The sequence below is a fragment of the Tessaracoccus yangjingae genome, from assembly GCF_054483935.1.
Genome location: NZ_CM137014.1, coordinates 2677407 through 2699555, shown reverse-complemented (window position 1 = coordinate 2699555; position 22149 = coordinate 2677407). Strand labels below are relative to the sequence as shown.

The 22149-nt window shown below is 69.5% G+C and carries 23 protein-coding genes and 1 other RNA gene; 16 read left to right on the top strand and 8 right to left on the bottom strand.

From position 1 onward, the window contains the following. Nucleotides 1-4: 4 nt before the first annotated feature. From ACX1D3_RS12160 to secA, 12 genes are all read left to right on the top strand, one after another. Nucleotides 5-1426 (top strand): M23 family metallopeptidase, encoded by a 1422-nt coding sequence (locus tag ACX1D3_RS12160; RefSeq protein ID WP_458994096.1) that lies wholly within the window; start codon nucleotides 5-7, stop codon nucleotides 1424-1426. Nucleotides 1427-1445: 19 nt separating this feature from the next. Further along, nucleotides 1446-1928: an SsrA-binding protein SmpB gene (smpB, locus tag ACX1D3_RS12155; RefSeq protein ID WP_458994095.1), complete on the top strand. Its 483-nt coding sequence runs from the start codon at nucleotides 1446-1448 to the stop codon at nucleotides 1926-1928. Between the two features lie 63 nt (nucleotides 1929-1991). Continuing rightward, nucleotides 1992-2585 carry a DUF1707 domain-containing protein gene (locus ACX1D3_RS12150; protein WP_458994094.1) on the top strand — a complete coding sequence of 198 codons (594 nt, stop codon included), beginning with the start codon at nucleotides 1992-1994 and terminating at the stop codon, nucleotides 2583-2585. Between the two features lie 14 nt (nucleotides 2586-2599). Then, nucleotides 2600-2967, top strand: a transfer-messenger RNA (tmRNA) gene (ssrA, locus tag ACX1D3_RS12145). Between the two features lie 200 nt (nucleotides 2968-3167). Next, nucleotides 3168-3470 carry a hypothetical protein gene (locus ACX1D3_RS12140; RefSeq protein WP_458994093.1) on the top strand — a complete coding sequence of 101 codons (303 nt, stop codon included), beginning with the start codon at nucleotides 3168-3170 and terminating at the stop codon, nucleotides 3468-3470. Nucleotides 3471-3704: 234 nt separating this feature from the next. After that, nucleotides 3705-4265 carry a YqgE/AlgH family protein gene (locus ACX1D3_RS12135; RefSeq protein WP_458996542.1) on the top strand — a complete coding sequence of 187 codons (561 nt, stop codon included), beginning with the start codon at nucleotides 3705-3707 and terminating at the stop codon, nucleotides 4263-4265. Nucleotides 4266-4329: 64 nt separating this feature from the next. Next, on the top strand, nucleotides 4330-5031 hold the full coding sequence (mtrA, locus tag ACX1D3_RS12130) for an MtrAB system response regulator MtrA (protein ID WP_458994092.1): 702 nt from the start codon (nucleotides 4330-4332) through the stop codon (nucleotides 5029-5031). 22 nt (nucleotides 5032-5053) lie between these two features. Continuing rightward, complete coding sequence (gene mtrB / locus ACX1D3_RS12125) at nucleotides 5054-6574, top strand: MtrAB system histidine kinase MtrB (RefSeq protein ID WP_458996541.1); 1521 nt, start codon at nucleotides 5054-5056, stop codon at nucleotides 6572-6574. Then, nucleotides 6571-8262 (top strand): LpqB family beta-propeller domain-containing protein, encoded by a 1692-nt coding sequence (locus ACX1D3_RS12120; RefSeq protein ID WP_458994091.1) that lies wholly within the window; start codon nucleotides 6571-6573, stop codon nucleotides 8260-8262. The genes mtrB and ACX1D3_RS12120 overlap by 4 nt, the downstream gene beginning before the upstream one ends. A 47-nt stretch (nucleotides 8263-8309) precedes the next feature. Beyond that, the gene (locus tag ACX1D3_RS12115; protein WP_458994090.1) at nucleotides 8310-8936 is read left to right on the top strand and encodes a ComF family protein; all 627 of its coding nucleotides are present in this window, start codon (nucleotides 8310-8312) and stop codon (nucleotides 8934-8936) included. Nucleotides 8937-9110: 174 nt separating this feature from the next. After that, nucleotides 9111-9716, top strand: a complete 606-nt coding sequence (gene hpf, locus ACX1D3_RS12110; protein ID WP_458994089.1) for a ribosome hibernation-promoting factor, HPF/YfiA family — start codon at nucleotides 9111-9113, stop codon at nucleotides 9714-9716. A gap of 133 nt (nucleotides 9717-9849) precedes the next feature. Then, a complete protein-coding gene (gene secA / locus ACX1D3_RS12105; RefSeq protein WP_458994088.1) occupies nucleotides 9850-12606 on the top strand; it encodes a preprotein translocase subunit SecA in 2757 nt (918 codons plus the stop codon). Here secA and ACX1D3_RS12100 read toward each other — a convergent pair. The 3 genes from ACX1D3_RS12100 to ACX1D3_RS12090 all read right to left on the bottom strand — a co-directional run bounded on the left by ACX1D3_RS12100 (nucleotide 12603) and on the right by ACX1D3_RS12090 (nucleotide 14730). Further along, nucleotides 12603-13010 (bottom strand): Rv3235 family protein, encoded by a 408-nt coding sequence (locus tag ACX1D3_RS12100; protein WP_458994087.1) that lies wholly within the window; start codon nucleotides 13008-13010, stop codon nucleotides 12603-12605. The genes secA and ACX1D3_RS12100 overlap by 4 nt on opposite strands. A 125-nt stretch (nucleotides 13011-13135) precedes the next feature. After that, nucleotides 13136-14401, bottom strand: a complete 1266-nt coding sequence (locus ACX1D3_RS12095) for a hypothetical protein (protein WP_458994086.1) — start codon at nucleotides 14399-14401, stop codon at nucleotides 13136-13138. Continuing rightward, complete coding sequence (locus tag ACX1D3_RS12090; protein ID WP_458994085.1) at nucleotides 14398-14730, bottom strand: hypothetical protein; 333 nt, start codon at nucleotides 14728-14730, stop codon at nucleotides 14398-14400. Before ACX1D3_RS12090 ends, ACX1D3_RS12095 begins: the two co-directional genes overlap by 4 nt. Before the next feature lie 52 nt (nucleotides 14731-14782). Here ACX1D3_RS12090 and ACX1D3_RS12085 point away from each other — a divergent pair, with 52 nt between their 5' ends. Continuing rightward, the gene (locus tag ACX1D3_RS12085) at nucleotides 14783-15253 is read left to right on the top strand and encodes a DUF6912 family protein (RefSeq protein WP_458994084.1); all 471 of its coding nucleotides are present in this window, start codon (nucleotides 14783-14785) and stop codon (nucleotides 15251-15253) included. 13 nt (nucleotides 15254-15266) lie between these two features. Then, a complete protein-coding gene (gene ku / locus ACX1D3_RS12080) occupies nucleotides 15267-16064 on the top strand; it encodes a non-homologous end joining protein Ku (RefSeq protein ID WP_458994083.1) in 798 nt (265 codons plus the stop codon). A 7-nt stretch (nucleotides 16065-16071) separates the two neighbouring features. Here the strand turns inward: ku and ACX1D3_RS12075 are convergent, their stop codons facing one another. Continuing rightward, nucleotides 16072-16563, bottom strand: a complete 492-nt coding sequence (locus tag ACX1D3_RS12075) for a DUF2505 domain-containing protein (RefSeq protein WP_458994082.1) — start codon at nucleotides 16561-16563, stop codon at nucleotides 16072-16074. Nucleotides 16564-16585: 22 nt separating this feature from the next. Between ACX1D3_RS12075 and ACX1D3_RS12070 the strand changes: the two genes are divergently transcribed. Next, nucleotides 16586-17437: a PHP domain-containing protein gene (locus tag ACX1D3_RS12070; protein ID WP_458994081.1), complete on the top strand. Its 852-nt coding sequence runs from the start codon at nucleotides 16586-16588 to the stop codon at nucleotides 17435-17437. Between the two features lie 55 nt (nucleotides 17438-17492). Further along, the gene (gene trpS, locus ACX1D3_RS12065; RefSeq protein ID WP_458994080.1) at nucleotides 17493-18587 is read left to right on the top strand and encodes a tryptophan--tRNA ligase; all 1095 of its coding nucleotides are present in this window, start codon (nucleotides 17493-17495) and stop codon (nucleotides 18585-18587) included. A 4-nt stretch (nucleotides 18588-18591) separates the two neighbouring features. On the opposite strand, the gene ACX1D3_RS12060 is transcribed toward trpS, so the two are convergent. The 4 genes from ACX1D3_RS12060 to ligD all read right to left on the bottom strand — a co-directional run bounded on the left by ACX1D3_RS12060 (nucleotide 18592) and on the right by ligD (nucleotide 22131). Continuing rightward, complete coding sequence (locus ACX1D3_RS12060; RefSeq protein ID WP_458996540.1) at nucleotides 18592-20022, bottom strand: DEAD/DEAH box helicase; 1431 nt, start codon at nucleotides 20020-20022, stop codon at nucleotides 18592-18594. Between the two features lie 92 nt (nucleotides 20023-20114). Continuing rightward, nucleotides 20115-20339: a DUF3107 domain-containing protein gene (locus ACX1D3_RS12055; protein WP_458994079.1), complete on the bottom strand. Its 225-nt coding sequence runs from the start codon at nucleotides 20337-20339 to the stop codon at nucleotides 20115-20117. Between the two features lie 9 nt (nucleotides 20340-20348). Further along, a complete protein-coding gene (locus tag ACX1D3_RS12050; protein ID WP_458994078.1) occupies nucleotides 20349-21152 on the bottom strand; it encodes a PP2C family protein-serine/threonine phosphatase in 804 nt (267 codons plus the stop codon). Between the two features lie 37 nt (nucleotides 21153-21189). Next, the gene (gene ligD, locus ACX1D3_RS12045; RefSeq protein WP_458994077.1) at nucleotides 21190-22131 is read right to left on the bottom strand and encodes a non-homologous end-joining DNA ligase; all 942 of its coding nucleotides are present in this window, start codon (nucleotides 22129-22131) and stop codon (nucleotides 21190-21192) included. Between the last annotated feature and the right edge of the window lie 18 nt (nucleotides 22132-22149).

Below are 22149 nucleotides of genomic sequence, written 5' to 3'. Positions count from 1 at the left end.
AAGCGTGAAACGGGAGCTTCCCCCCCTTTCCACCGATCATCGCCCACTGACCACCCGCATCGCCCGAGGCATCGTCGCCTCGCTCGCCGCCCTCTGCCTGACCGCCTCCCTGACGACGTGGTCCGCGGCCGACGAACTCGACGACCGGAAGTCCGAGCTGCAGCAGCAGATGGCCCAGCAGTCCGAGGCCGTCGAGGACGCCAACGCAGCACTCGCGTCCGCCGTCCAGGCCCACGACACCGCACGTGGCGAGCTCGCCTCGGCAGAGGCGCGCCTCGCTGAGGCGGAGTCCGCGGAGCGTGAGGCCCACGCGCTCGACGAGCGGCGCGCTGCCGAACTGGCAGAGGCCGAGCACCGGCTCGAGCAGGCCAAGGCGGATGTCGCAGCCGCGATGGCGGCGCTCGATTCCGTCAACCGGCGCCTCGACGAGGAGATCCTCGTCACCACCCAACAGAACCACGGGCTGCTCAACCTCGCGATGCTGTTCTCCGACGTGACGGTGTCGAACCTCAACCAGCGCGCGCAGCTCGCGCACACGCTGTTCGACTCCTCCGCCCGTCAGCTCGACGAGCTGGAGATGCGCCGGCTCATGCTCGAGGACGCGCAGGCCGCCGCGGATGCCGCCGAGGATGAGGCGGCTGCAGCCCGGGCCGCGGCCGCGGCGCAGCTGCAGGCGAGCCAGGCCGCGACGGAGGCGGCAGCGGACCTTCGGGCCCAGGTGGAGAGGCTCGTGGCAGAGACCCGCGACGCGGAGCAGACGGCGGAGAGCCAGCTGGCGTCCGAGGAGCAGCGGCAGGCGGCGCTGGCGCAGGAGAGCGCCGCCGTCGAGAAGCGGATCCAGGCCAGGATCGCAGCCGAGAAGAAGGCAGCCGCAGAGAAGGCGGCGGCGGAGAAGGCCGCTGCGGCCAAGGCAGCGGCTGAGAAGGCTGCCCGGGAGGCCGCAGCCAAGACCCAGGCGTCCTCGGGATCGCCCGCCAAGACCTCCGCCCCGGCAGCGGCCCCCGCCAAGGCGAGCGCGGCCACGTCGACGAGCTTCATGTACCCCGTTCCGGCGAGGATCACGTCGCGGTACGGCATGCGGCTGCACCCCGTCCTCGGATACTGGAAGCTCCACGACGGTACCGACTTCGGTGCGGCCTGCGGCACGCCCATCCGTGCGGCAGCCGCCGGGACCGTCTCCGAGCGCTACTACAACTCCGGCTACGGCAACCGCCTCATGATCGACCATGGCCGCGTGGACGGTGACTACGTGACCACCGGCTACAACCATGCCTCGCGCTACATCGTAGGTGTCGGTCAGCGTGTGTCCCGGGGCCAGGTGATCGGCTACGTCGGCAACACCGGATACTCCACAGGCTGCCACCTGCACCTCATGGTGTGGGAGAACGGTTCGGTGGTGAACCCGATGGCACGGTGGTTCGGCTGACGCGTGACATACTGGTCGAATGCCCAGGGAGACCGGACGCAAGCTGATCGCGCAGAACAAGAAGGCCCGGCACGACTACCTCATCGGTGACGTGTACGAGGCCGGGCTCGTGTTGACCGGCACTGAGGTCAAGACGCTGCGCGCCGGGCGTGCCACCCTTCTCGATGCCTACGCCACGGTCGACGAGCACGGCGAGGCGTGGCTCATCAATGCCCACATCCCGGAGTACGAGTTCGGTACCTGGCGCAACCACTCCGCCCGCCGCACGCGCAAGCTCCTGCTGCACCGCAAGGAGATCGCCAAGATCGCCCGGGAGTTGGAGGGCTCGAGCAAGACCCTCGTCCCGCTGTCGATCTACTTCAACGACGGGTACGCGAAGGTCGAGATCGCCGTCGCCACCGGCAAGAAGGACTGGGACAAGCGCCACGCCCTCGCGGAGCGGGACGCCAAGCGGGAGGCCGAGCGCGCGCTCGCCAGCCGAAACCGCTACAACCGGGGGTGAATAGGGGTCGGCTCAGGGAGCTTCCCGGTGTGCTGAGCCGCGAGCGGGGAGGACACTGGAGCCATGAGCGCTTATCCCCAGCACCCGAACACCCAGATCAGCGAGGCGGCACGTGACCGCGCCGTGGCGCACCTCCAGGCGTGCTACGCGACCGGGCAGCTGAACGAGGCGGATCTGGACCGGCGGTTGGACCAGGCGCTGGGCGCTCGCGATCGGGCGGAACTGAACCGGGCCCTGGTGGGCCTGGCCCGGATCGCGCCGGCGGCGTTGCGGCCCCAGGCCCCAGGCCTCCCCGCGCCGGCCGACAACGTCGGAGCGGGCCTGACCCAGCTCTCCGGGCTTTTCACGTCCTTCGTCGGCCCGGCCGTGGTCAAGGCCGTCGCCACCCCCTGTTCCCGCGTCTGGTGGGAGGCGGCGCGCGCGCTCAGCCTTCAGGTCACGATGATCGTGGCCGGCTTCGCGGCCATGGTGGTGGGACTGATCTTCGGGCTCACCGAGCTCATGGGCCTGGTGTGGCTGGTGTGGTTCGCCGCGACGCTTACCGCCAGCGTCCGTGCGTTCAACGGGCAGTCGGGCACCGGGGGGTTCGAGAAGGTGCTGCTCGCGCGGCCCCGGCCGCCGCGCGGCCAGCTGCCGCAGACGCGCTATCATGGGTGAGTACAACTCAACAGGGGGGTGACTGGTTTCGACTTGGGACGGTAGTTCCAGGGGAAGCGGGTCGAGGATCCATGCTTATCTCGTAAACGCCGCATGGAAACCAATAAGTGCCGAAAACAACCGCGCACAGTTCGCTCTCGCTGCCTGATCAGTGATCGAACGGTCAGTCCGGACGTGCCTTCCGTCCGGTTCCTGGCCTCATTCAGAAGGCTTGCTGAGCCACCTGTGTTTCAGGGGTAGCTCGGGACTTTACTGGAGCTGGGCTCGTCTGCGACATGCTGACGTGAGTGCAGGAGCCGAGTAGAACGAGTAGTCAGCTGCACCCGGAGAAGCCCTGGTTCATCTCTCGAGGACGCGGGTTCAATTCCCGCCACCTCCACCCCCTGGGGCCGTCAGTTCGCTGACGGCCCCTTTTTCCTTGTCAGGGGCGTTCATCGGATCGGCCCTCGGGCAGAGAAGAGGGCGCACAGGGGCGGACTTGGGCCCAGAGGCGGTACCTAGGTTCCGCTGGTAGTGAGAGTGCGTTTCTGTCGTGTTCTCAACAGGGCTGCTAATGAGAGTAACGAGCTAGGGTTCTCTCATTTGCGTTCTGACATCTTCGATCTCCGCGACCGCATTTTCGCTACGGCTGACCGACGGACTGCGAACCTGATGAAGGTCGCGGATCTGTGTTCGGCCGAGCCGGCGTTCACCGCCGAGATGGTGGCCGAGCTTGGAGTAGCGGTGCCCAGCGTCTACCGGATACTCGACCGTCCGGCCGCGAACGGCGTGATACGCGTCGAGAAGCCGATCGGTGGTGTCAGGGTCTGGACCGTCCTGGACCGGCTCTCGGCGCTCGACCGGTTCGCTGAACGGGCAGGGCGACGAACGTTCAATAGTGGCTGACCCTTCGGACGCTCGAACAGAGTCTCGCGGGTGAGTCCTCGTAGCGCGCCGTGAGCTGGGGCAGGCCGCCAACCGGTCCGTGCCACGTGGCGGTACCTGGATTCGCTCGGCCCATGCCTTGTAGGAGCCCCGTGGGGGAGATCCATCACTTCCACCCCCTCCACGACGACGTGCCCGCCTGCCTCCCTCAGGTGGGCACGTCGTCGTTTCGCGGCGGATAGAGTGGTGGCCGTGATGCACACTGGAGCGGTCGCCGTCGGGCAGCTGCTGGTCGCCAACCAACCGGGGCGCGGCGGCTACTTCGATCGCACCGTCGTGCTGCTGCTCGAGCACAACAACGAGGGCAGCCTGGGCGTGTGCCTGAACCTGCTCTCGGATTTGCCCGCCGCAAGCATCCAGGAGAGCTTCCGGGACCATCTGAGCCACCCCGCACGCGTCTTCGAGGGCGGGCCGGTGAACCCGGATGTCGCCATCGCGCTGGGCGAGCCCGCCACACCGGACTCGCCCCCGCCCGGGTGGGAGCGGGTCGTCGGGGACATCGGCGTCGTCGATCTCAACTTCCCGCCCGAGCTGATGGCCGCGTCGTTCAACCAGCTGCGGCTCTTCGTGGGGTTGTCGGGGTGGGCTGCGGGGCAGCTGCAGAGCGAGCTGATCCGGGGATCCTGGTTCCGGGTCCCGGCGCGCACCGAAGACGTCTTCGGCCACCCGGACGGTCTCTGGCGGCGGGTGCTGCGCCGCGTGGGGGGAGCCACAGGCCGATGGTCCACGTGGACCGAGGATCCGAACCTCAACTAGCGCCGAGGGTCGCTGAGTTTCGGAGCGAAGCTAGCATGGGGTGTCCGTAAGCAAGGAGGCTGGGGTGACCGACGCCAGGGGCAAGCCCCGCATTCTCGTCGTCGACGACGACGCGGCGCTGTCTGAAATGCTGCAGATCGTGTTGCGGCAGGAGGGTTTCGACACCGTGCGCTGTGCCAGCGGCGAGGTGGCGCTCAACGAGTTCAGGCAGTGGCGCCCAGACCTCGTCCTGCTGGATCTCATGCTCCCGGGGCGCGACGGTGTCGCGGTCTGCCGGGACATTCGCGCGGAGTCCGGGGTCCCGATCATCATGCTGACGGCGAAGTCGGACACCGCGGACGTCGTCGGAGGGCTCGAGGCCGGTGCCGACGACTACGTTGCCAAGCCCTTCAAGTCGAAGGAGCTGATCGCCCGGATCAGGACCCGGTTGCGGAGGACGAACGGCGAGGCCGGCGCGGATACCCTCGCCATCGGGGACCTGACGATCTCCGTGTCGTCGCACGTGGTCCGACGGGGCGGCAGCCAGCTCTCGCTCACCCCACTCGAGTTCGACCTCCTCCTCGCCCTGGCGAAGCGTCCCACGCACGTCTTCACGAGGGAGGCGCTGCTGGACGAGGTGTGGGGATACCGGAACTCGGCGGACACCCGCCTGGTCAACGTGCATGTGCAGCGGCTACGCGCGAAGGTCGAGAAGGATCCGGAGAGCCCGGAGATCGTCATCACGGTCAGAGGGATCGGGTACAGGGCCGGTGAAGCAGCGCAGTAAGGGCACGCTCGGGCTCCGACGGCTGTGGTGGGGGTCGCTTCCCCTCCGCGTCCTCTTCTCCACGCTCGCGTTGTCCATCGTGCTCATGCTGCTGGCGGGCATGGTGCTCCTGCAGCAGGCCACCGCCGGCGTGGTCGCGGCCAAGAAGTCGGCGTCCCTCAACGAGGCGGCGGGCGTCTACGCCTTCATGCAGGCCCAGCTCCGGAGTCCGGAGAACCGGGGGGTGGCGGTGCACGAGTCGCTGAACCGCCTGGCGGACCTCGCTGACGCCCAGGCGGCCCAGTACAGGGTCGTCATCCAGGGGCCCGCCTCGAGGCTGGTCTCGGCCGGCATCCGAGCCGAGTCCGTCCCGGACGCGCTGATCGCGCAGGTGGAGGCGGGGGAGGGGATGTTCGTGACCCCCACCCAGGTGATCTTCACCGACACCGCCGCCCAGCCGGAACCTGGCTGGGCGATCGGGACCGCGCTCATCGGGTCGGCGGGCGAGCGGTTCCCGGTCTACTACATCTTCCCGATGACCACCGAGACCCAGACGCTGAGGGCGCTCCAGGGGGCCGTTGCGGGCACCGGGCTGGCGCTCGCGGCGGCCCTGGCACTCGTCGCCTACCTGGTCACGAACCAGGTGGTACGACCGGTGAGACGGGCCAGCCGCACCGCCCTGAGACTGGCGTCCGGCCAGCTGGGGGAGCGGATGGCGGTGCGCGGAACGGACGACCTGGCGAGCCTCGCCAAGTCGATGAACCGGATGGCGGCGCAGCTCCAGCAGCGGATCCGCGAACTGGAGACCCTCTCCACCCTGCAGCAGCGGTTCGTGAGCGATGTGTCCCACGAGCTGCGCACCCCCATGACCACCATCAAGATGGCGTCGGACATGATCTACGACTCCCGCTACGCGCTGGACCCGCTCACCGCCAGGTCGGCGGAGCTGATGAGTCACGAGATCGACCGGTTCGACGGCATGCTCGCCGACCTGCTCGAGATCTCCCGGTTCGACGCCGGGGCGGCCGTGCTGACCCTGGACGAGACGGACGTCACCTCGCTCGTCGAGGCGGAGATCTCGGCGGCCCGCCGCATGGCGGACAAGGTCGGCGTGGAGTTGTCGCTCGAGCGACGCAGCGCCGACACCACCGCCGCCGTGGACTCGAGACGCATCCGTCGCATCCTGCGCAACCTCATCACCAACGCCATCGAACACGCCGAGGGCAAGCCGGTCCACCTTGTTGTCGCGGCCAACGAGCACGCCGTCGCCGTGACGGTGCGGGACCACGGGGTGGGGTTCGAGGCGGAGGACGCGGCGCGCGTGTTCGACCGCTTCTGGCGGGCGGATCCCAGCCGCACCCGGATCGTCGGGGGCTCGGGCCTCGGCCTGGCCATCTCCATGGAGGACGCCCGCCTCCACCGCGGGTGGCTGACGGCATGGGGACGGCCGCATCGCGGCGCGCAGTTCAGGCTGACGCTTCCCCGGGATCCGGGCCACGAGCTCACGGCATCACCGCTGTCGGTCATCCCGGTCGACGACCAGCCGATGGAGGTCAGCCGATGAGAGGGATCGTCGCAGCGCTGGTCCTTGCACTGGTCGCCACCGGCTGCACCCAGATACCCACAGCGGGCCCCGTCGAGCAGGTTCCGGTGTCAGCGGAGCCGCGCGGCATCGACATCGCACCCCAGCCACCCGAGGCGGGCGTGTCGCCGGCGCGGCTGGTCGACGGCTACCTGCAGGCGATGGCGTCACCTGACGGGGGCTACGCCGTCGCACGCGAGTACCTCACCGAATCGGCCGGCCGCGACTGGAGGCCGGACGTCGCCGTCGTCTTCGACGGGGTCGTCGAAGGCGGTGCCGCGACAGCCTCGGTCGACGGGGTCCAGCTGGGGACACTCGACGAGTTCGGGCACTACACCGCCGCGCCACGTGCGCTGTTCCACGACTTCCAGGTCGTGATGGAGGACGGCGAATGGCGCATCGATGCGCCCCTGCCGGGCGTCATGCTGTCCCGCTACATCTTCCAGAGATACTACGACCGTGTGCCGCTGTACTTCATGAGCCGGGCGGGCAGCCATGTGGTCGCGGACCCGATCCACATGCCGGAGACCCAGGTCACGCCCACGGCGATAGTCGAGGCGGTCCTGAGCGGCCCGTCCGCGGGCATCGCGCAGGCGGTCAGCGATGCCGTCCCCAGCGGCGTCAGCCTCACCGACGAGGGGGCGACGATCGATCCGAACGGTGTGGTCACAGTGAACTTCGCCGGGCTCCACGACCGGCTGGGGGACGATGCCCGGCGCAGGCTCGGCGCCCAGCTGCTCTGGTCGCTCACCGCCATCCCCAGGGTCACCGGGCTCGTGGTGACCAGCAACGGGTTCCCCTTCACACTCCCCGGCGCGCGCGCCGACGGGGTGCTCGAACTCGCCGGCCAGCAGGGCTACCAGATACTCTCCCGTGCCTCCACCGTCGATCTCTTCGGGGTCCGTGACGGGGTCCCGGGACGCGTCACCGGTGACGGCGGCTTCGACCCGTGGGGCTCGGTGGAGGTCAACGCGGCGGACCTCGCGGTGTCGCTCGACGGCGACACGGCCGCGGTGATCGACGACACAGGAACAGTCCTTCTCATGGGCCCGATGCGTGGCGACCTGGCGGCGGTTCCCGTGCCGTACGCCAATCTCCGGGCCCCCCAGTTCGTGCTGGGCACGCTGTGGCTCATGGGCGACGACCTCGAGGGCGTGACCCGGCTGTTCACGGTGGACCGGGTGGGGTCCGTGGACGAGGTGGAACTGACGCTCCCGGCCGGGGCGACCCTGGAGGAGTTCGCCGTGTCCCCGGCCCGGGCCCGCATCGCGCTTCTGGTCTCGTCGGGCGATGTCAGGACCCTCGGCATCGGCACCGTCCTGTCGTCGGGGCGCATGTCAGTGGCGGACTGGCGCCCCCTTCCCATGGTCGGGGCGTCGGGGGTGACGCTGGGCGACGTGAGTGCGGTGGCCTGGCACGCGGAGACCGCGATCGCCGTGGCCGCCATGGATGCCGGGGTTCGTTCGATCTTCGCCACGGAGGTGGACGGTTCGCTCGTCGAGGAACTCGGCCCATTCTCCGGGGAGGTCGAGGAGTTGACTGCGGTGGCCCGGCTGGGCGGAGGGGCCATCGCGCTGCGCACCGACGCAGGCGTCACCTGGCGCTACGAAGCCAGGACCCGCTGGACCAGGCTGGGGGAGGGCATCAGCGCCATCGCCTACGCCGGCTGACCCTGTGGACAACGGGAGGAGGGTGGACCGGTTTCCGACCATGGGGCATGCGACCCATTCTCCACGCGGCGGCGGACCTTCTGCTGGGCGCAGCCTGCCCCGGCTGCGGGGCGCCAGGCTTCGGATTGTGTGACGCCTGTCAGGCGGCGTTGGACGCGCCGCCGCGGGTGGTTCAGGGGAGGCTGCCGGTGCCGCTGTACGCGGCCTGCGCCTACCGCCCCCTCCTCGCCCACGTGATCCCACGCTACAAGGATGACGGCGCCCTGCATCTGGACAAGGTCCTCGGCGGGCTGCTCGCCCGCGCGATCGCCGCGCACGACCCGTCACCCGACACGGTCCTCGTTCCGGTGCCCTCCCGGCCCGGCGCGGTGCGGGCGCGCGGCTACGACCACGCGTACCGCCTTGCCCGGGCCGCCGCCCGGGAGTCCGGGCTGCGGGCGGAGCGCCGGCTTCGGCGGCTGTCCGCCGGGGCGGACCAGGAGGGGCTGACCCGCGCGGAGCGGGCGGCGAACCTGTCCGGCAGCATGCGGGCGGTGGGAAGCTCTGCGCCGGTGCTTGTCGTGGACGACGTGGTGACGACAGGCGCATCCCTGGGTGAAGCAGTCCGCAGCCTGAGGGCGGGCGGCGTCACGGTTCTGGGCGCGGCGGTGGTCGCGGACGCGGACTACCTCTGAACACTTGCGGTTTGCCGATGACAGCCTTGCCCCGGAGGGGTAGCGTTGGTTCATGGACAAGCCGCGGGCCGGATCGAAAGATCACCCGCGGCTTTGGTCATCCGCTGCCGGGATGCTCCCGGCGGCCGTGTTCGAGTCGGGTCCGTAGCGGGCCCCACGACAGACGGAGGAATTATGGACATCGTCGTCACCGGTCGGCACTGTTCGATCAATCCCGAGCTGAAGGAACTGATCAACGAGCGATTGGCCAGCGTGGAGAGACTGCGAGACCGGGTCATTCGCGTCGAGGTCGAGTTCCATGCTTCGGAAGGCACGAAGGATCCCTCGGACGCCGTCGAGGTGCAGCTGACGTTGCGCAGCCGGGGTCCCGTGGTCCGAGCCGAAGCCCGCTCCAACGACAAGGTGGCCGCCTTCGAGATGGCGCTCGAGCGCCTCAAGACGCAGCTCCGCAAGGCCGGCGATCGTCGCAAGACGCACCGAGGGCTGCGGGCGAACAACATCGCCGAGATCGTCCAGCCGGCGGCACCGGTCAACGGCGCCTCGCACGACGATGTCGAGACCCACGAGGTCGCGGGACTCGTCGTGACGGGCGACGGCCCCCTGGTGGTGCGGGAGAAGGAGTTCAGCACCGCGCCGCTCACGTTGGCTCAGGCGCTGGACGAGATGGAGCTGGTCGGTCACGACTTCTTCCTCTACCAGGACGCCGACAGCGGCCGCCCATCCGTGGTCTACCGTCGCAAGGCCTACAACTACGGCGTCATCCACCTCAACCTCACCTGAGAGCCCCACACGGCGGCGCCCCGGCACACTGCCGGGGCGCCGCCGTGTCCGCGCGTTGGTGACGGGCGTTAGGATGGCTGGCGGTACTGCCGCGTGCTGTCGCGGTGTTCTCGAGATGAGTAGGAATCGACCTGTGGGTGTCATGGATTTTCTGAGCGGCCTCGGCTCCGGAGCCCAGCTCCGCAGGTTGCAGAAGGTGGCCGATCAGGTCAACTCCATCGAGGAGGAGTTCCAGGCCATGTCGGACGCGGAGCTCCGCGCCGAGACGGACACGTTCCGGGCCAGGATCGCCGACGGCGAGTCCCTCGACAGGCTGATGCCCGAGGCGTTCGCCACCGTCCGCGAGGCCTCTGTGCGGGTGCTGGGTAAACGGCACTTCGACGTTCAGCTCATGGGCGGCGCCGCTCTCCACTGGGGCAACATCGCCGAGATGAAGACCGGCGAGGGCAAGACCCTCGTCGGCACCCTGCCGGCCTACCTCAACGCACTGTCCGGCAAGGGCGTCCACGTCGTCACCACCAACGACTACCTGGCCAAGTACCAGTCGGAGCAGATGGGCCGCATCCACCACTTCCTCGGCCTGGAGGTTGGCGCCATCCTCGCGTCGATGACCCCGGAGGAGCGGCGGGTCGCGTACAGCTCGGACATCACCTACGGCACCAACAACGAGTTCGGTTTCGACTACCTCCGCGACAACATGGCCCTCCGCCGGGAGGACCTGGTCCAGCGTGGCCACCACTACGCCATCGTCGACGAGGTGGACTCCATCCTGATCGACGAGGCCCGCACCCCGCTGATCATCTCCGGCCCCGCCGAGGACACCCATGAGTGGTATCCGGTCTTCGCCAAGCTCGTCCGGACGCTGCGCCGCGATGTGGACTTCGAGGTGGACGAGAAGAAGCGCACCATCGCCGTACTCGCGCCGGGAATCGAGAAGGTCGAGGACAGGCTGGGCATCGACAACCTGTACGAGTCCGCCAACACGCCCCTGATCTCGTATCTCAACAACGCGATCAAGGCGCAGGAACTCTTCAAGCGCGACAAGGACTACGTCCTCGCCGGCGACGAGGTCCTCATCGTCGACGAGCACACGGGCCGCACGCTCGCGGGCCGCCGCTACAACGAGGGGCTCCACCAGGCCCTCGAGGCGAAGGAGGGCGTGCGGATCAAGGACGAGTACCAGACGCTGGCCACCGTCACGCTGCAGAACTACTTCCGTATGTACGACAAGCTCGCGGGCATGACCGGCACCGCGAAGACGGAGGAGTCCGAGTTCCAGAAGATCTACGGCCTGGGGGTCATCCAGATCCCCACCAACCGGCCGATGATCCGCAAGGATCAGCCGGACCTCATCTACCGCACCGAGGAAGCCAAGTACGAGGCCATCGTCAAGGACGTGGTCGAACGCCACGCGGAGGGTCAGCCGATCCTGCTCGGCACCGCATCGGTGGCCAAGTCGGAGCTGCTCTCGGGCCTCCTGAAGAAGGCCAACGTTCCCCACCAGGTCCTCAACGCCAAGCACCACGAACGAGAGGCCGCGATCGTCGCGGAGGCGGGGCGCCGTGGCGCGGTGACCGTGTCGACCAACATGGCGGGCCGCGGCACTGACATCATGCTGGGCGGCAACCCCGAGTTCCTCGCCGACCTGCAGCTGCGTAAGGCCGGCCTGGACCCGCACGAGACGCCCGAGGCCTACGAGGCGCAGTGGGCGGAGACCCTGGCTGCGCTCGAGGAGCAGGTGAAGTCCGAGCACGACGCCGTGGTGGAGACCGGTGGGCTGTACGTGATCGGTTCAGAGCGGCACGAGTCGCGCCGCATCGACAACCAGCTGCGAGGCCGTTCCGGCCGCCAGGGGGACCCGGGGGAGAGCCGCTTCTACCTCTCCCTCAGCGACGATCTGATGCGCCTCTTCCGGCCCGAGCTGCTCGAGCGCGCACTCCTCATGATGAAGGTGCCCGACGACGTGCCCATCGACATGAAGTCGGTGTCGAAGTCCATCGAGGGCGCGCAGAAGCAGGTCGAGGGCCAGAACTTCGAGATGCGCAAGAACGTGCTGAAGTACGACGACGTGCTCAACCGGCAGCGTCACGCGATCTACGGCGACCGCCGGCGGGTGCTGGACGGCGCCGACGTGTCCCAGCAGCTCCGTAACAGCGTGCGCAGGGTGGTCTCCGACGTGGTGCGCGGACACACGTCCGGGCTGCCCGAGGACTGGGATCTGGACACGATGCTCATCGAGCTCAAGACCCTCTACCCGGTGACCCTGACCGAGGAGGCGCTGCTCGACGACCTGCCTGAGCAGGACGAGCTGGTCGACATGGTCGTGGAGGACGCCCTCCGTGCCTATGACGCCCGCGAGGAGCAGCTGGGCGAGCGGACCATGCGCGAGCTGGAGCGCCAGGTCCTGTTGACGGTGCTCGACCGCAAGTGGCGCGAGCACCTCTACGAGATGGACTACCTGCGCGAGGGGATCGGGCTGCGGGCAATGGCCCAGCGCGACCCCCTGGTGGAGTATCAGCGTGAGGGCGGCGACATGTTCGTCGCGATGATGGACGCCTTCATGGAGGAGGTCGTCGGCTTCCTGTTCAACCTCGAGGTGACCGTCCGCCCCGCGGAACCTGAGCTGAAGGTGGGCCTGGTCACCGATGAGGACGGCGCCCCCGTCCAGGTGCCGGCCCAGCCGAGCGCGCCCGAACCGCTGGCCAAGGGACTCGAGCGGCGGGCGGAGGCCGCGCTCAGCTACTCCGCGCCGGATGAGACCGGTGAGGTCACTCAGACGTCGGGCACCCCGGCGGTGGCGGCGGAGAAGGTCGGCCGGAATCAGCCCTGCCCCTGCGGCTCCGGCAAGAAGTACAAGATGTGTCACGGCCGGCCCGGCGGCGCCCTCTAGGCGGCTACTGCCGCGCCCGCGGTGCGCGCGCCCATGGGCGCGATGATCGTCAGTTCGGTGCAGCGCCAGCCTGCCCTCGTGGCGTCCAGCCGTAGGGCGCAACTCACAACTCGCCCGGCCACCAGGAGGCTCACATTGGCCTCGACGGCCCTTGGGGTGGGCATCTGGGAGCGCACACGGCCCACCCGCACCCGGCGGAAGTCCCCCGCGTCGACGTAGCAGGCCAGGTTGTCGAACGCCTGCCACCGCAGGTGCGGACGCAGCTGATGGAGGGGCCGCCGCCCCATCAGCGCCTCGAGGACGGCATGGATGAGTTGAAGCGCACGCGGTGGGGCGGGGGTGTGCGGCACCTCCGCGACATGGGCCGGGTGGGCCAGCAGCGTGATCGGCAACGGGTAGCTCATGGGCGAGACGCTAGGCGGCGCTGACCCCCACGAGCCATGCCCGGCATGCCTACTGACAACACCTACGTCAGACGGACAACACCTGCGTCGGTTCGGACAACACTTCCCGGGATCGAGACAACACCTCAGCCCCCGAACATCAACAGCAGCCCACCCACCGTGAAGACCACCATGATGGAGAGCAGGGGGAGATGGACGGCCACCCGGTCCGGGTGGGTGCGCACCGCGATGTCGTGGGTGACAAGTACGCCGACCACATGCCCGCCCACGATCAGGAGGACCTGGGTCACGGCGATCAACGTCGGATAGGCGAAGAGGGCGGTGCCGGGCGAGGCCTCGGCGATTCCGAAGAGGTTCCAGCCCAGCCCGAGGGGATCGCTGAACCGGATGAGGGTCCGCTGGCCCTCCAGGTACAGCATCGTGCCGTAATGGGCCAGGGCGTACCCGGCCACGAGCGGGATGAGCCCGGGGGCGAGCGCATCGGCACCGGGGTGGCCGTACGGTCGGGTGCCGAGCCGGAAGAGGCCGTAGATGAACGCGACGCTACCCACCAGGGCGACCGTGGCCACGGGCCAGCCCCACGGTCCGAGATCCTGGGTGGCCCGCACCCATGCCGCCGTGTTGGTGAGCGCGTCGAACAGCGTGCCGCCCAACAGCACGGCGGCGAGCGCCGCCAGGTGCTTCGGAGCGCGCCACGAACCGAGATTGCGCAGGGGGTTCATCCAGATGAGCACCCCACGCCCGCTCCGCCCCCACGGCGAGAGCCGGGCGAGGGCCGAGGCGTAGGCCTCGAAGGGATCGGCCCGGGCGATCCAGCCCTGGCCCCGAAGCGCCACCCCCACGACCACCCACGCCACCCACGCCGCGGCGAAACCCCTCAGCACGGGCAGCGTGGCGCCGTCGGGCTGCACCAGTTCCAGGTACAGGAAGACCAGCAGCGCACCCGCCGCGGGCAGGCGCGACCCTGCGGGGGCTCCGACGGGCGGGGCGCTGGTGGCGCCGGTGAACCGCAGCAAAAGCCGCAGCGGGTTGGTCCGACGGTAGACCGCACCGAAGAGCAGCGAGACGGGCACCAGCCCCACCCACAGCAGGACGTAGACGAAACCGAACACCGGATTGTCGATGCGGTCCACCCCGAACGCGAGGGAGATCGCCGCCAGGAGCCAGACGAGCCCCACCGCGACCCTCAATGGCCGCGAGAACCACGGCGAGTCCACCACCCGGGTCAGCCTCGGCAGCTCAATCCCCGAGTGGTCGCGGAACCTCGGGGCTCTCCACGCGAACAGCACCACCCAGAACGTGACCACCAGGACGACGGCGGCGCCGCCGAGGACCAGGCCGAACGGCAGCGGAAGATCGCCCCGGGAGGCGATCCCGTGCATCGGGGTCACTTGACGACCAGATCCAGCCAGACGGCGTCGGTGACGTGGGACTCCACCTCGTAGGTCCCGGCCATCGTGGCGTCGAAGACGATGTCCGTCGGCACCCCGGCGGCGAGGTCCTGCTCGATCTCGTACCCGTGGACGTGCGCCCGGTCATCCGTGGGCGTGGTGATGCGCAGTGTGATCTCCGCGCCGAGCGCCACCTCGACCCTCCGCGTCGCCGCCGGCGGATCCGTCACGGTGAGTTCGATCGTGAGTGGTTCGGCGGTCGGCGCGGCGCAGGCGAGCAGGCCGAGGGCAGCGGCACCGGAGATGAGGTTCAGAAGGACGCGCACCATATCGCCGTCGAACCTACTCCCTTCTCGCGGCTGGTGCATCTAGGCTGGTCACGTGAAGCGTCAGCTGGTGTTCATCCCCGTCGCGGCCCATGAGTTGGGCGCCCTCGTGGGGGACCCGCCGATCGAGAACAGGCCCGCCTACACGGTCACGCCTGAGCTGCTGGCCGAACTGGGGTATGCGGAGGCCGAGTCGGAGGACGCGGAGTACGCGGCTCTGATCCTGGCCTCTGTCGCAGGTCTCGCCGCCCACGGCGTCCGCCTCGTCGTCGTCGCGGAGGTGGAGCCCTCGCTCATCGAGGCGTCGGAGGACCCCGCCAACGGGGAGGTGCGTCTCGTGTCCTGCCCGACGGGCTCCATGACGGCCTGGTTCGCCGAGGAGCCGGGCGTGGACGTCTCGGATGCCGCGGCCATGTCGCACGGGCTCACCATCGACCTGGCCTGGGACCTGCCCCAGGTGCAGGACCTGCTGCGGGAGCACGAGCTCCTGTGGAACGACGTCGTCGAGTACCGACGAGGAGCGTGAAGGGAAGGCTGCCATGCCTCGATCCATCTGGAAGGGCGCCGTGTCGTTCGGGCTCGTCTCCATTCCCGTCAAGGTCTACGGCGCCACGGAGGACCGCGACGTCTCGTTCCGCCAGGTGCACTCCACCGACGGAGGGCGCGTCCGTCAGCAGCGCGTCTGTGAGAAGTGCGGCGAGGTGGTGGCCTACGCGGACATCGCCAAGGGCTACGAGGCCGCCGACGGGCGGGTGGCCGTCCTCACCGACGAGGACTTCGCCAACCTGCCGCTCAGCACCTTGAAGACGGTCGAGGTGGTCCAGTTCGTCGACGAGGGCGAGGTGGATCCGACGTTCTTCCAGCGCACCTACTTCCTGGAGGCCGAGGCCGCCGGTCAGAAGCCGTACGTGCTCCTGAGGGAGGCGCTCGCCAAGGAGGACAAGGTGGCGGTGGTCAAGGTGGCGCTGCGCAGCCGGGAGTCGCTGGCGCTGATCAGGCCCAAGGACGACGTCCTGCTCCTGCACACCATGTATTGGCCAGACGAGTTGCGCGACGGAGGGTTCGCGTCGCCGTCGGCCGAGGTGAAGATCTCGGACGCGGAGATGGAGATGGCCAAGCTGCTCATCGGGCAGCTCGAGGGGACCTTCGACCCGGACGCCTACCAGGACTCCTACCGTGAGGCTCTGCTCGAGGTGGTCGAGGCAAAGCTGGCGGGCGCGCCGTCTCCGGCGGCGGCAGACACGTCCGCCCCCTCCGGAGACGTCGTCGACCTCATGGCCGCGCTCAAGGCCTCTGTGGAGGCGGCCAAGAAGCGCCGGGAGGCCGCCGCCAGCTGAGGTTGGCTCAGCGCGCGAGCCAGTCCGCCGCGCGGCGCTCCAGGCCGTCGAACGCGTCGCGGATGAACGGCTCGGTGAGCCCCTCCACCTTCTTGCCGACCAGCGGGATCTTCACGGTCAGGCTCCCGGTGTACCTGCCCTGCGTTCCGCCGTCGTGGGCCTTCAGCAGCGCCGCCGCGTCCACCTTGATCGGCATCCCCGGCACGTCGACGTCCACGGTGCCGCGCACCGACCCGTCGGCGGCGGGTGGCTGGAAGCGGAAGACCTGCGCGATGGTCACGGACTGACCGACGAACTTGCTGAGCGAACCGGGCACCGGGAGCTTCATCCTCAACCGGGTTGCATCGTCGTCGATGGAGACGGTGTGCTCGAGAGCCCCAGCGTGCCGGGCCACATCGGCGATGAACTCCTCGTTGCGCATCAGAGCGATCACGGCCGAGGGCTGGGCGGCGTACTGGTGGGTGTAGTCGAGATCCATGCCCGCCAGCGTAGCCGCCATGCCCGAACCCTAGGATTGCGTCATGAAGATCGACCTGCACACCCACTCAAGGGTCAGCGACGGTACAGACACCCCCACCACCCTTGTGATGAAGGCCTTCGAGGCCGGGCTCGACGTCATCGCCCTCACGGACCACGACACCTTCGCCGGAGTGGCGGAGGCCCAGGAGGCCGGCAAGAGGATCGGTGTGAAGGTGCTGGGCGGAATCGAGATGTCCGCGGAGCGCAACGGATCCTCGGTGCACCTTCTGGGCTACGGCTGTGATCCCTTCGACCGCGAGCTGAACGCCGAGCTGGCCCGCATCCGCTTCGGCCGCACCGACCGGCTCCCCGCAATGGTCGCCAAGCTCACCGAGGCCGGCCTCGAGCTCACCCTCGACGACGTGATGGCCGCCGCGAACGGGGCCCCCGCGCTCGGGCGCCCCCACGTGGCGGATGCGCTGGTGGCCAAGGGGTACGTCGCCGACCGCGACGAGGCCTTCGCGCTGTGGATCGGGGACGACAGGCCATGCTACGTCCACCGCTACGCCTGCCCGCTGGAACGCGCGATCGAGCTGGTGCACGCCGCCCGAGGCGTGGCCGTCATCGCGCACCCCTGGGGCCGCGGGGGGCAGCACGTCCTGCCCGCGCCGTACCTCGAGTCGTTGGTGCAGAGTCACGGGCTCGAGGGCATCGAGGTGGAGCACCCGGACCACGACGAGGAGACCCGCTCGCTGCTGTTCGAGATGGGGGGCCGCGTGGGCCTCATCCGGACAGGTTCCAGCGATTACCACGGACTGGGCAAGAAGCGGCACCCGCTGGCCGCCAACCTGACCCGCCCCTCCGCCTACCGCGACCTGCTGGCCCGGATCCGCCGACGGGGCGGCGTCGTCTAGGGCGCTACGCTGGGGCCTCGCACACCGTCGGACACCACACAGGCAGGTTGAGTTCATGTCGCTTTCCCCCGAGGACGCCTTCGACCCGGAGGCATCGCTTGCCCGATCGACGCAGCGGAGCGCGGAGATCGAGCGGCAGCTGACCCTGGACCCCTCCGGCTTCAGGATCCTGACGGGGGACCGCCCCACGGGCAACCTGCACATCGGCCACTACTTCGGTTCACTGCAGAACCGGGTGCGCCTCGCCGCGTTGGGCGTCGAGACGTACGTGGTCATCGCCGACTACCAGGTGATCACCGACCGCGACGGCGTGGGCCCCATCCGGGAGCGCGTCTACTCACTGCTGGCGGACTACCTGGCCGTCGGGCTCGACCCGCAGCAGGTGACGATCTTCACGCATTCGCAGATCCCGTCCCTCAACCAGCTGATGCTGCCGTTCCTCTCGATCGTCACCGACGCCGAGCTCCGCCGCAATCCCACGGTCAAGACCGAGCTCGACGACACGGGTGACCGCCCCATGTCGGGTCTGATGTTGACCTACCCCGTCCACCAGGCCGCGGACATCCTGTTCTGCAAGGCGAACCTGGTCCCGGTGGGGAAGGACCAGCTCCCGCACCTGGAGCAGGCGCGGGTGATCGCCCGGCGCTTCGACGAGCGCTACGGCCGGGTGGACGAGGCGCGCCCGGTGTTCCCGGCGCCGGAGGCGCTGCTGAGCAAGTCCGGCACCGTCCTGGGCCTGGACGGCACCAAGATGTCGAAGTCCAAGGGCAACACCATCGAGCTGGGCATGACCGCCGACGAGACGGCGAAGCTCCTCAAGCGCGCGGTCACCGACTCCGACCGGCACATCACCTACGACCCCGCGACCCGGCCGGAGGTGTCCAACCTGGTCAACCTGGCCGCCCTCTGCCTGGACCGCGACCCGGTCGCAGTGGCGGACGAGGTGGGCGACGGCGGGGGCGGTGGCCTGAAGAAGCTGGTCACCGAGGTCGTCAACGAGTACTTCGCGCCCATCCGCGCGCGCCGCGCCGAGCTGGTGGCGGACCCGGGTCACCTGGAAAGGGTGCTCGCGGACGGGAACCGGAGGGCCACCGCCGTCGCCGACCGGACACTCGACGAGGTCCGGCAGGCGATGCGGATGGTGTACTGAAGCGTTACTCGGCGGTGGGGGTCTCGGCCCCAACCTCGACGCCCCCACGGGTCCGGCGGCGCCGACGGCGGGGCTTGCGCTCCGCGTCGGCGTGCTTCTCCGGCGCGGGGTGGTCGCCTGCGGGCTCCGTCGACCGACGGCTCCGGTGCTTGCGGCCCTCGGTGGGGGAGTGCCTGGCCTCCGAGGCCTTCTCCCGCGCGGCGATGTGCCCCGGCACCCGGCCCTTCGTCCCCTCGGGGATGTCCAGGTCCGTGTAGAAGTGGGGCGACGACGAGTAGGTCTCCGGCGGATCCGCCAGGTCCAGGCCGAGGGACTGGTTGATCAGCTTCCAGCGGTTCACGTCCGCCCAGTCCACCAGGGTCACCGCGACACCGGAGTTGCCGGCGCGCCCGGTGCGGCCGATGCGGTGCACGTAGGTGGCGTCTGTGTCCGGGCACTCGTAGTTGATGACGTGGCTGACGCCGACGATGTCGATGCCGCGGGCCGCGACGTCCGTGGCCACCAGCACGGAGATGGTGTCCGCCCGGAACTTCTTGAGGGACCGCTCGCGGGCCTCCTGGTTGAGGTCGCCGTGGATGGCCGCTGCCGCGAAGCCGCGGTCCACCAGCTCGTCGGTCAGCCTCTGCGCCGCGCGCTTGGTGCGGCAGAAGATCATGACCTTCGTCGTCTTGGCGCCCTGGAGCAGCCGCCCCACCATCTCGGGCTTGTCCAGATCGTGGGCCTGGTAGACGTACTGATCGATGTCCGGGACGGTCATCTTGGCGTCGTGACCCTCGGCGCGGATGTTGACCGGCCTGTTGAGGGTGGCCCGTGCCAGGGTCAGGATGGGGGCGGGCATGGTGGCCGAGAACAGCATGGTCTGCCGGTCCGCCGGCGTCTTGCGCTGCAGGCGCTCGATGTCCGGGAGGAAGCCGAGGTCCAGCATCTCGTCAGCCTCGTCGAGGACCAGCACCTGCACGTGGGAGAGGTCCAGGGCTCCGCGGTCCGCGAGGTCGAGCAGACGCCCGGGGGTGCCCACCGCGATGTCGATGCCGGACTCGAGCGCGCGCAGCTGCTCGTCGTACCCGGTGCCGCCGTAAATGGTCAGCACGCGCATCTTGAGGTGCTTGCCCGCCACGTCCAGGTCCCGGCCCACCTGGAGCGCGAGCTCACGGGTGGGGCAGACGACCAGCGCGCGGGGCTTGCCGTGGGTGGGCTTCTCGCCGCCGGAGATGGTCACCAGGCGGTGCAGGAGGCTCACACCGAACGCCAGCGTCTTGCCGGTTCCGGTGCGCGCCTGCCCGATCAGGTCCGTGCCGCTCAGGGCCAGGGGGATCGCCAGCGTCTGGATGGCGAAGGGATGGACGATTCCGGCCTCGGCCAAGGCCGAGGTGATGGATTCGTGAATGCCGAGGTCGGCGAAGGTCTCGTCGACAGGAGTCTCGTTGTCGCTCAGGGCTCAAACCAATCTGGAAGAACTCACGGCACGGTTGGCGCGCCGGAGGCGGGGCATTGCTGCCCGCAGGCCCTCAGTCTAACCCAGGAGGGCTATACCGCGCCGAAGCCGACGGTGCGGCTGCTCGGGGAGCCGAGATCCAGGTAGGCGATGCGGTTGCCCGGGATGAGGATGCGCCGGCCCTTCTCGTCTGCCAGCTCCAGCAGCGTGGAGCCCTGGACGGCCTCGCGCAGCATGGCGGTGAGCTCCTCGGGGGTGGCGGTGGTATCGATGCTGACTTCCCGGGGGATGTCGGTGATCCCGATCTTTACTTCCATGCCGCCACTCTAGTCAGAACCTCCAACCTCCACGATCCGCGCCAGGACGACGGTCACGTTGTCCTTTCCGCCCTGCGCGTTCGCCCAGGCGGTCAGTGCCTCCGCGAGCGTCCCCGGCCCAGTGGCGCCCGGCGCCAGCTCGGCCACCAGGGAGGCCAGCGCCTCAGGCTCGCTCGCGTAGTTCCACAGCCCGTCGCTGCACAGCAGCAGCCAGCCGGCGCCGACGGGGCGGTAGCGCACGAGCGACGGGGTGGCGTCCGTGGACTGGCGGCCCAGCCACTTCGTCAGCGCGTGGGCCTGGATGGACCGCTCGGCCTCGTCGCGGGACATGCCGAGCAGGATCCTGGCCTGGGCCATCGAGTCGTCGGTGGAAAGCTGGTGGGCGGCGCCGTCGTCCCCCAGCCAGTACGCGCGGGAGTCCCCGACCGAGCCCACGGTGATCGACCCGTCGTCCACGGACGCGGCGATCAGGGTGCAGGCGGACGGCGACTCGCCGTCCGCCAGGACGGCCTGGTTGGCTGCCGCGAACGCACCGGCGAAGGCGTCCTCGACCTCGGCGTCCACCGTGCGCTGATCGAGGAGCGCGGCCACCACCGTGTCCGCGGCCACCATCGAGGCACGCTCCGACCCTCGGGCCGTGCTCACGCCGTCGGCCACCGCGATGACGGCCGCCGGGGTGGGTTGGGTCCGCACGGCGATGGCCAGGGCGTCCTGGTTGGTGTGGTGACGGCGGCCGATGTCGCTGCAGCCGCCCACCCACGGGGCGGGCTCGCGAACGTAGTGGGCGCGCGCGGCGGGCGGCGGCTGATCCATGGGTCCTCCGTCCCGGCCTGAAGTTGGCACCATCTTGTCAGAACTGCGCGTCCGGCAGGGCCGGGGACCCGGCGGTGGGGAGCGCGCCGGCGAACAGGTCACCGTGTTCGGCCACCCGTTCGAGCATCTGGGAGGGGCTCACCCTCACCGGCGTCTCGGGGGTCAGCGCGGCCACCTCCTCCCAGGTGAGGGGGGTGGCCACCGACGGTGACTCGAGGCCCCGCACGGAGTACGCCGTCACAGTGTTGCGCGCGGCCAGGTTCTGGCCGTAGTCCACGAAGAGCAGATCCGCCCTGGCCTGCTTGCTCATGATCGCGACGAACTGCTTCGGATAGCGCTGGGCGAGGTGCTGGGCGAGGCCGGCGGCGAACGCGTGCACCTGAGAGGCGGGCGTGGGCTGGATGGGCACGCTCAACTGGAGGCCCTTGTTGCCGGAGCTCTTGGGGTGGGCCTCGAGCCCGAGCTCCGCCAGAGCCGTCGCCGCGAGGATCGCACCCCTGGCCGAGTCCGCAGGGGTGACCCCCGGGCCCGGATCGAGATCGACCACCAGCGTGGTGGCCCGCGGCTCGTCGTCCCCGGACAGGATGAGCCCCTCCGGGGAGGCGGTCGCGTCCTGGACGCGCCATTGGGGGGTGTGCAGCTCCACGGAGGCGAGGTTGGCCAACCAGGCGAGATCCGCGCGATGCCGGGCGGTGACGTAGCTGACGGTGCCGGCCGACGTGGCCACGTCCACCGTCGCCACCCAGGAGGGGGCACCCGGGGGCAGATTCTTCTCGTAGAACGACCCTCCCGCGGTCCCGTCCGGGAACCGGACCCTGGTGATCGCGCGGTCCCGGAGGTGGGGCAGCATCGTCTCGGCGATGCCCACGTAGTAGGCGATGAGCTCGCCCTTGGTGAACCCGGATGGAAACAGCGGCTTGTCGAGGTTGCTCAGGGTCAGCACCAGGCCGTCGATCTCCGTGGCGATGCGCTCACTCATGCGGGCCTCCTCCCGGGC

Bases quoted from the DNA above. Each gene is read 5' to 3' on its own strand.
- smpB (WP_458994095.1), top strand. From the start codon at position 1,446: ATGCCCAGGGAGACCGGACGCAAGCTGATCGCGCAGAACAAGAAGGCC.
- ACX1D3_RS12150 (WP_458994094.1), top strand. From the start codon at position 1,992: ATGAGCGCTTATCCCCAGCACCCGAACACCCAGATCAGCGAGGCGGCA.
- ACX1D3_RS12135 (WP_458996542.1), top strand. From the start codon at position 3,705: ATGCACACTGGAGCGGTCGCCGTCGGGCAGCTGCTGGTCGCCAACCAA.
- ACX1D3_RS12120 (WP_458994091.1), top strand. From the start codon at position 6,571: ATGAGAGGGATCGTCGCAGCGCTGGTCCTTGCACTGGTCGCCACCGGC.
- ACX1D3_RS12115 (WP_458994090.1), top strand. From the start codon at position 8,310: ATGCGACCCATTCTCCACGCGGCGGCGGACCTTCTGCTGGGCGCAGCC.
- hpf (WP_458994089.1), top strand. From the start codon at position 9,111: ATGGACATCGTCGTCACCGGTCGGCACTGTTCGATCAATCCCGAGCTG.
- ACX1D3_RS12100 (WP_458994087.1), bottom strand. From the start codon at position 13,010: ATGAGCTACCCGTTGCCGATCACGCTGCTGGCCCACCCGGCCCATGTC.
- ACX1D3_RS12090 (WP_458994085.1), bottom strand. From the start codon at position 14,730: ATGGTGCGCGTCCTTCTGAACCTCATCTCCGGTGCCGCTGCCCTCGGC.
- ku (WP_458994083.1), top strand. From the start codon at position 15,267: ATGCCTCGATCCATCTGGAAGGGCGCCGTGTCGTTCGGGCTCGTCTCC.
- ACX1D3_RS12075 (WP_458994082.1), bottom strand. From the start codon at position 16,563: ATGGCGGCTACGCTGGCGGGCATGGATCTCGACTACACCCACCAGTAC.
- ACX1D3_RS12070 (WP_458994081.1), top strand. From the start codon at position 16,586: ATGAAGATCGACCTGCACACCCACTCAAGGGTCAGCGACGGTACAGAC.
- trpS (WP_458994080.1), top strand. From the start codon at position 17,493: ATGTCGCTTTCCCCCGAGGACGCCTTCGACCCGGAGGCATCGCTTGCC.
- ACX1D3_RS12055 (WP_458994079.1), bottom strand. From the start codon at position 20,339: ATGGAAGTAAAGATCGGGATCACCGACATCCCCCGGGAAGTCAGCATC.
- ACX1D3_RS12050 (WP_458994078.1), bottom strand. From the start codon at position 21,152: ATGGATCAGCCGCCGCCCGCCGCGCGCGCCCACTACGTTCGCGAGCCC.
- ligD (WP_458994077.1), bottom strand. From the start codon at position 22,131: ATGAGTGAGCGCATCGCCACGGAGATCGACGGCCTGGTGCTGACCCTG.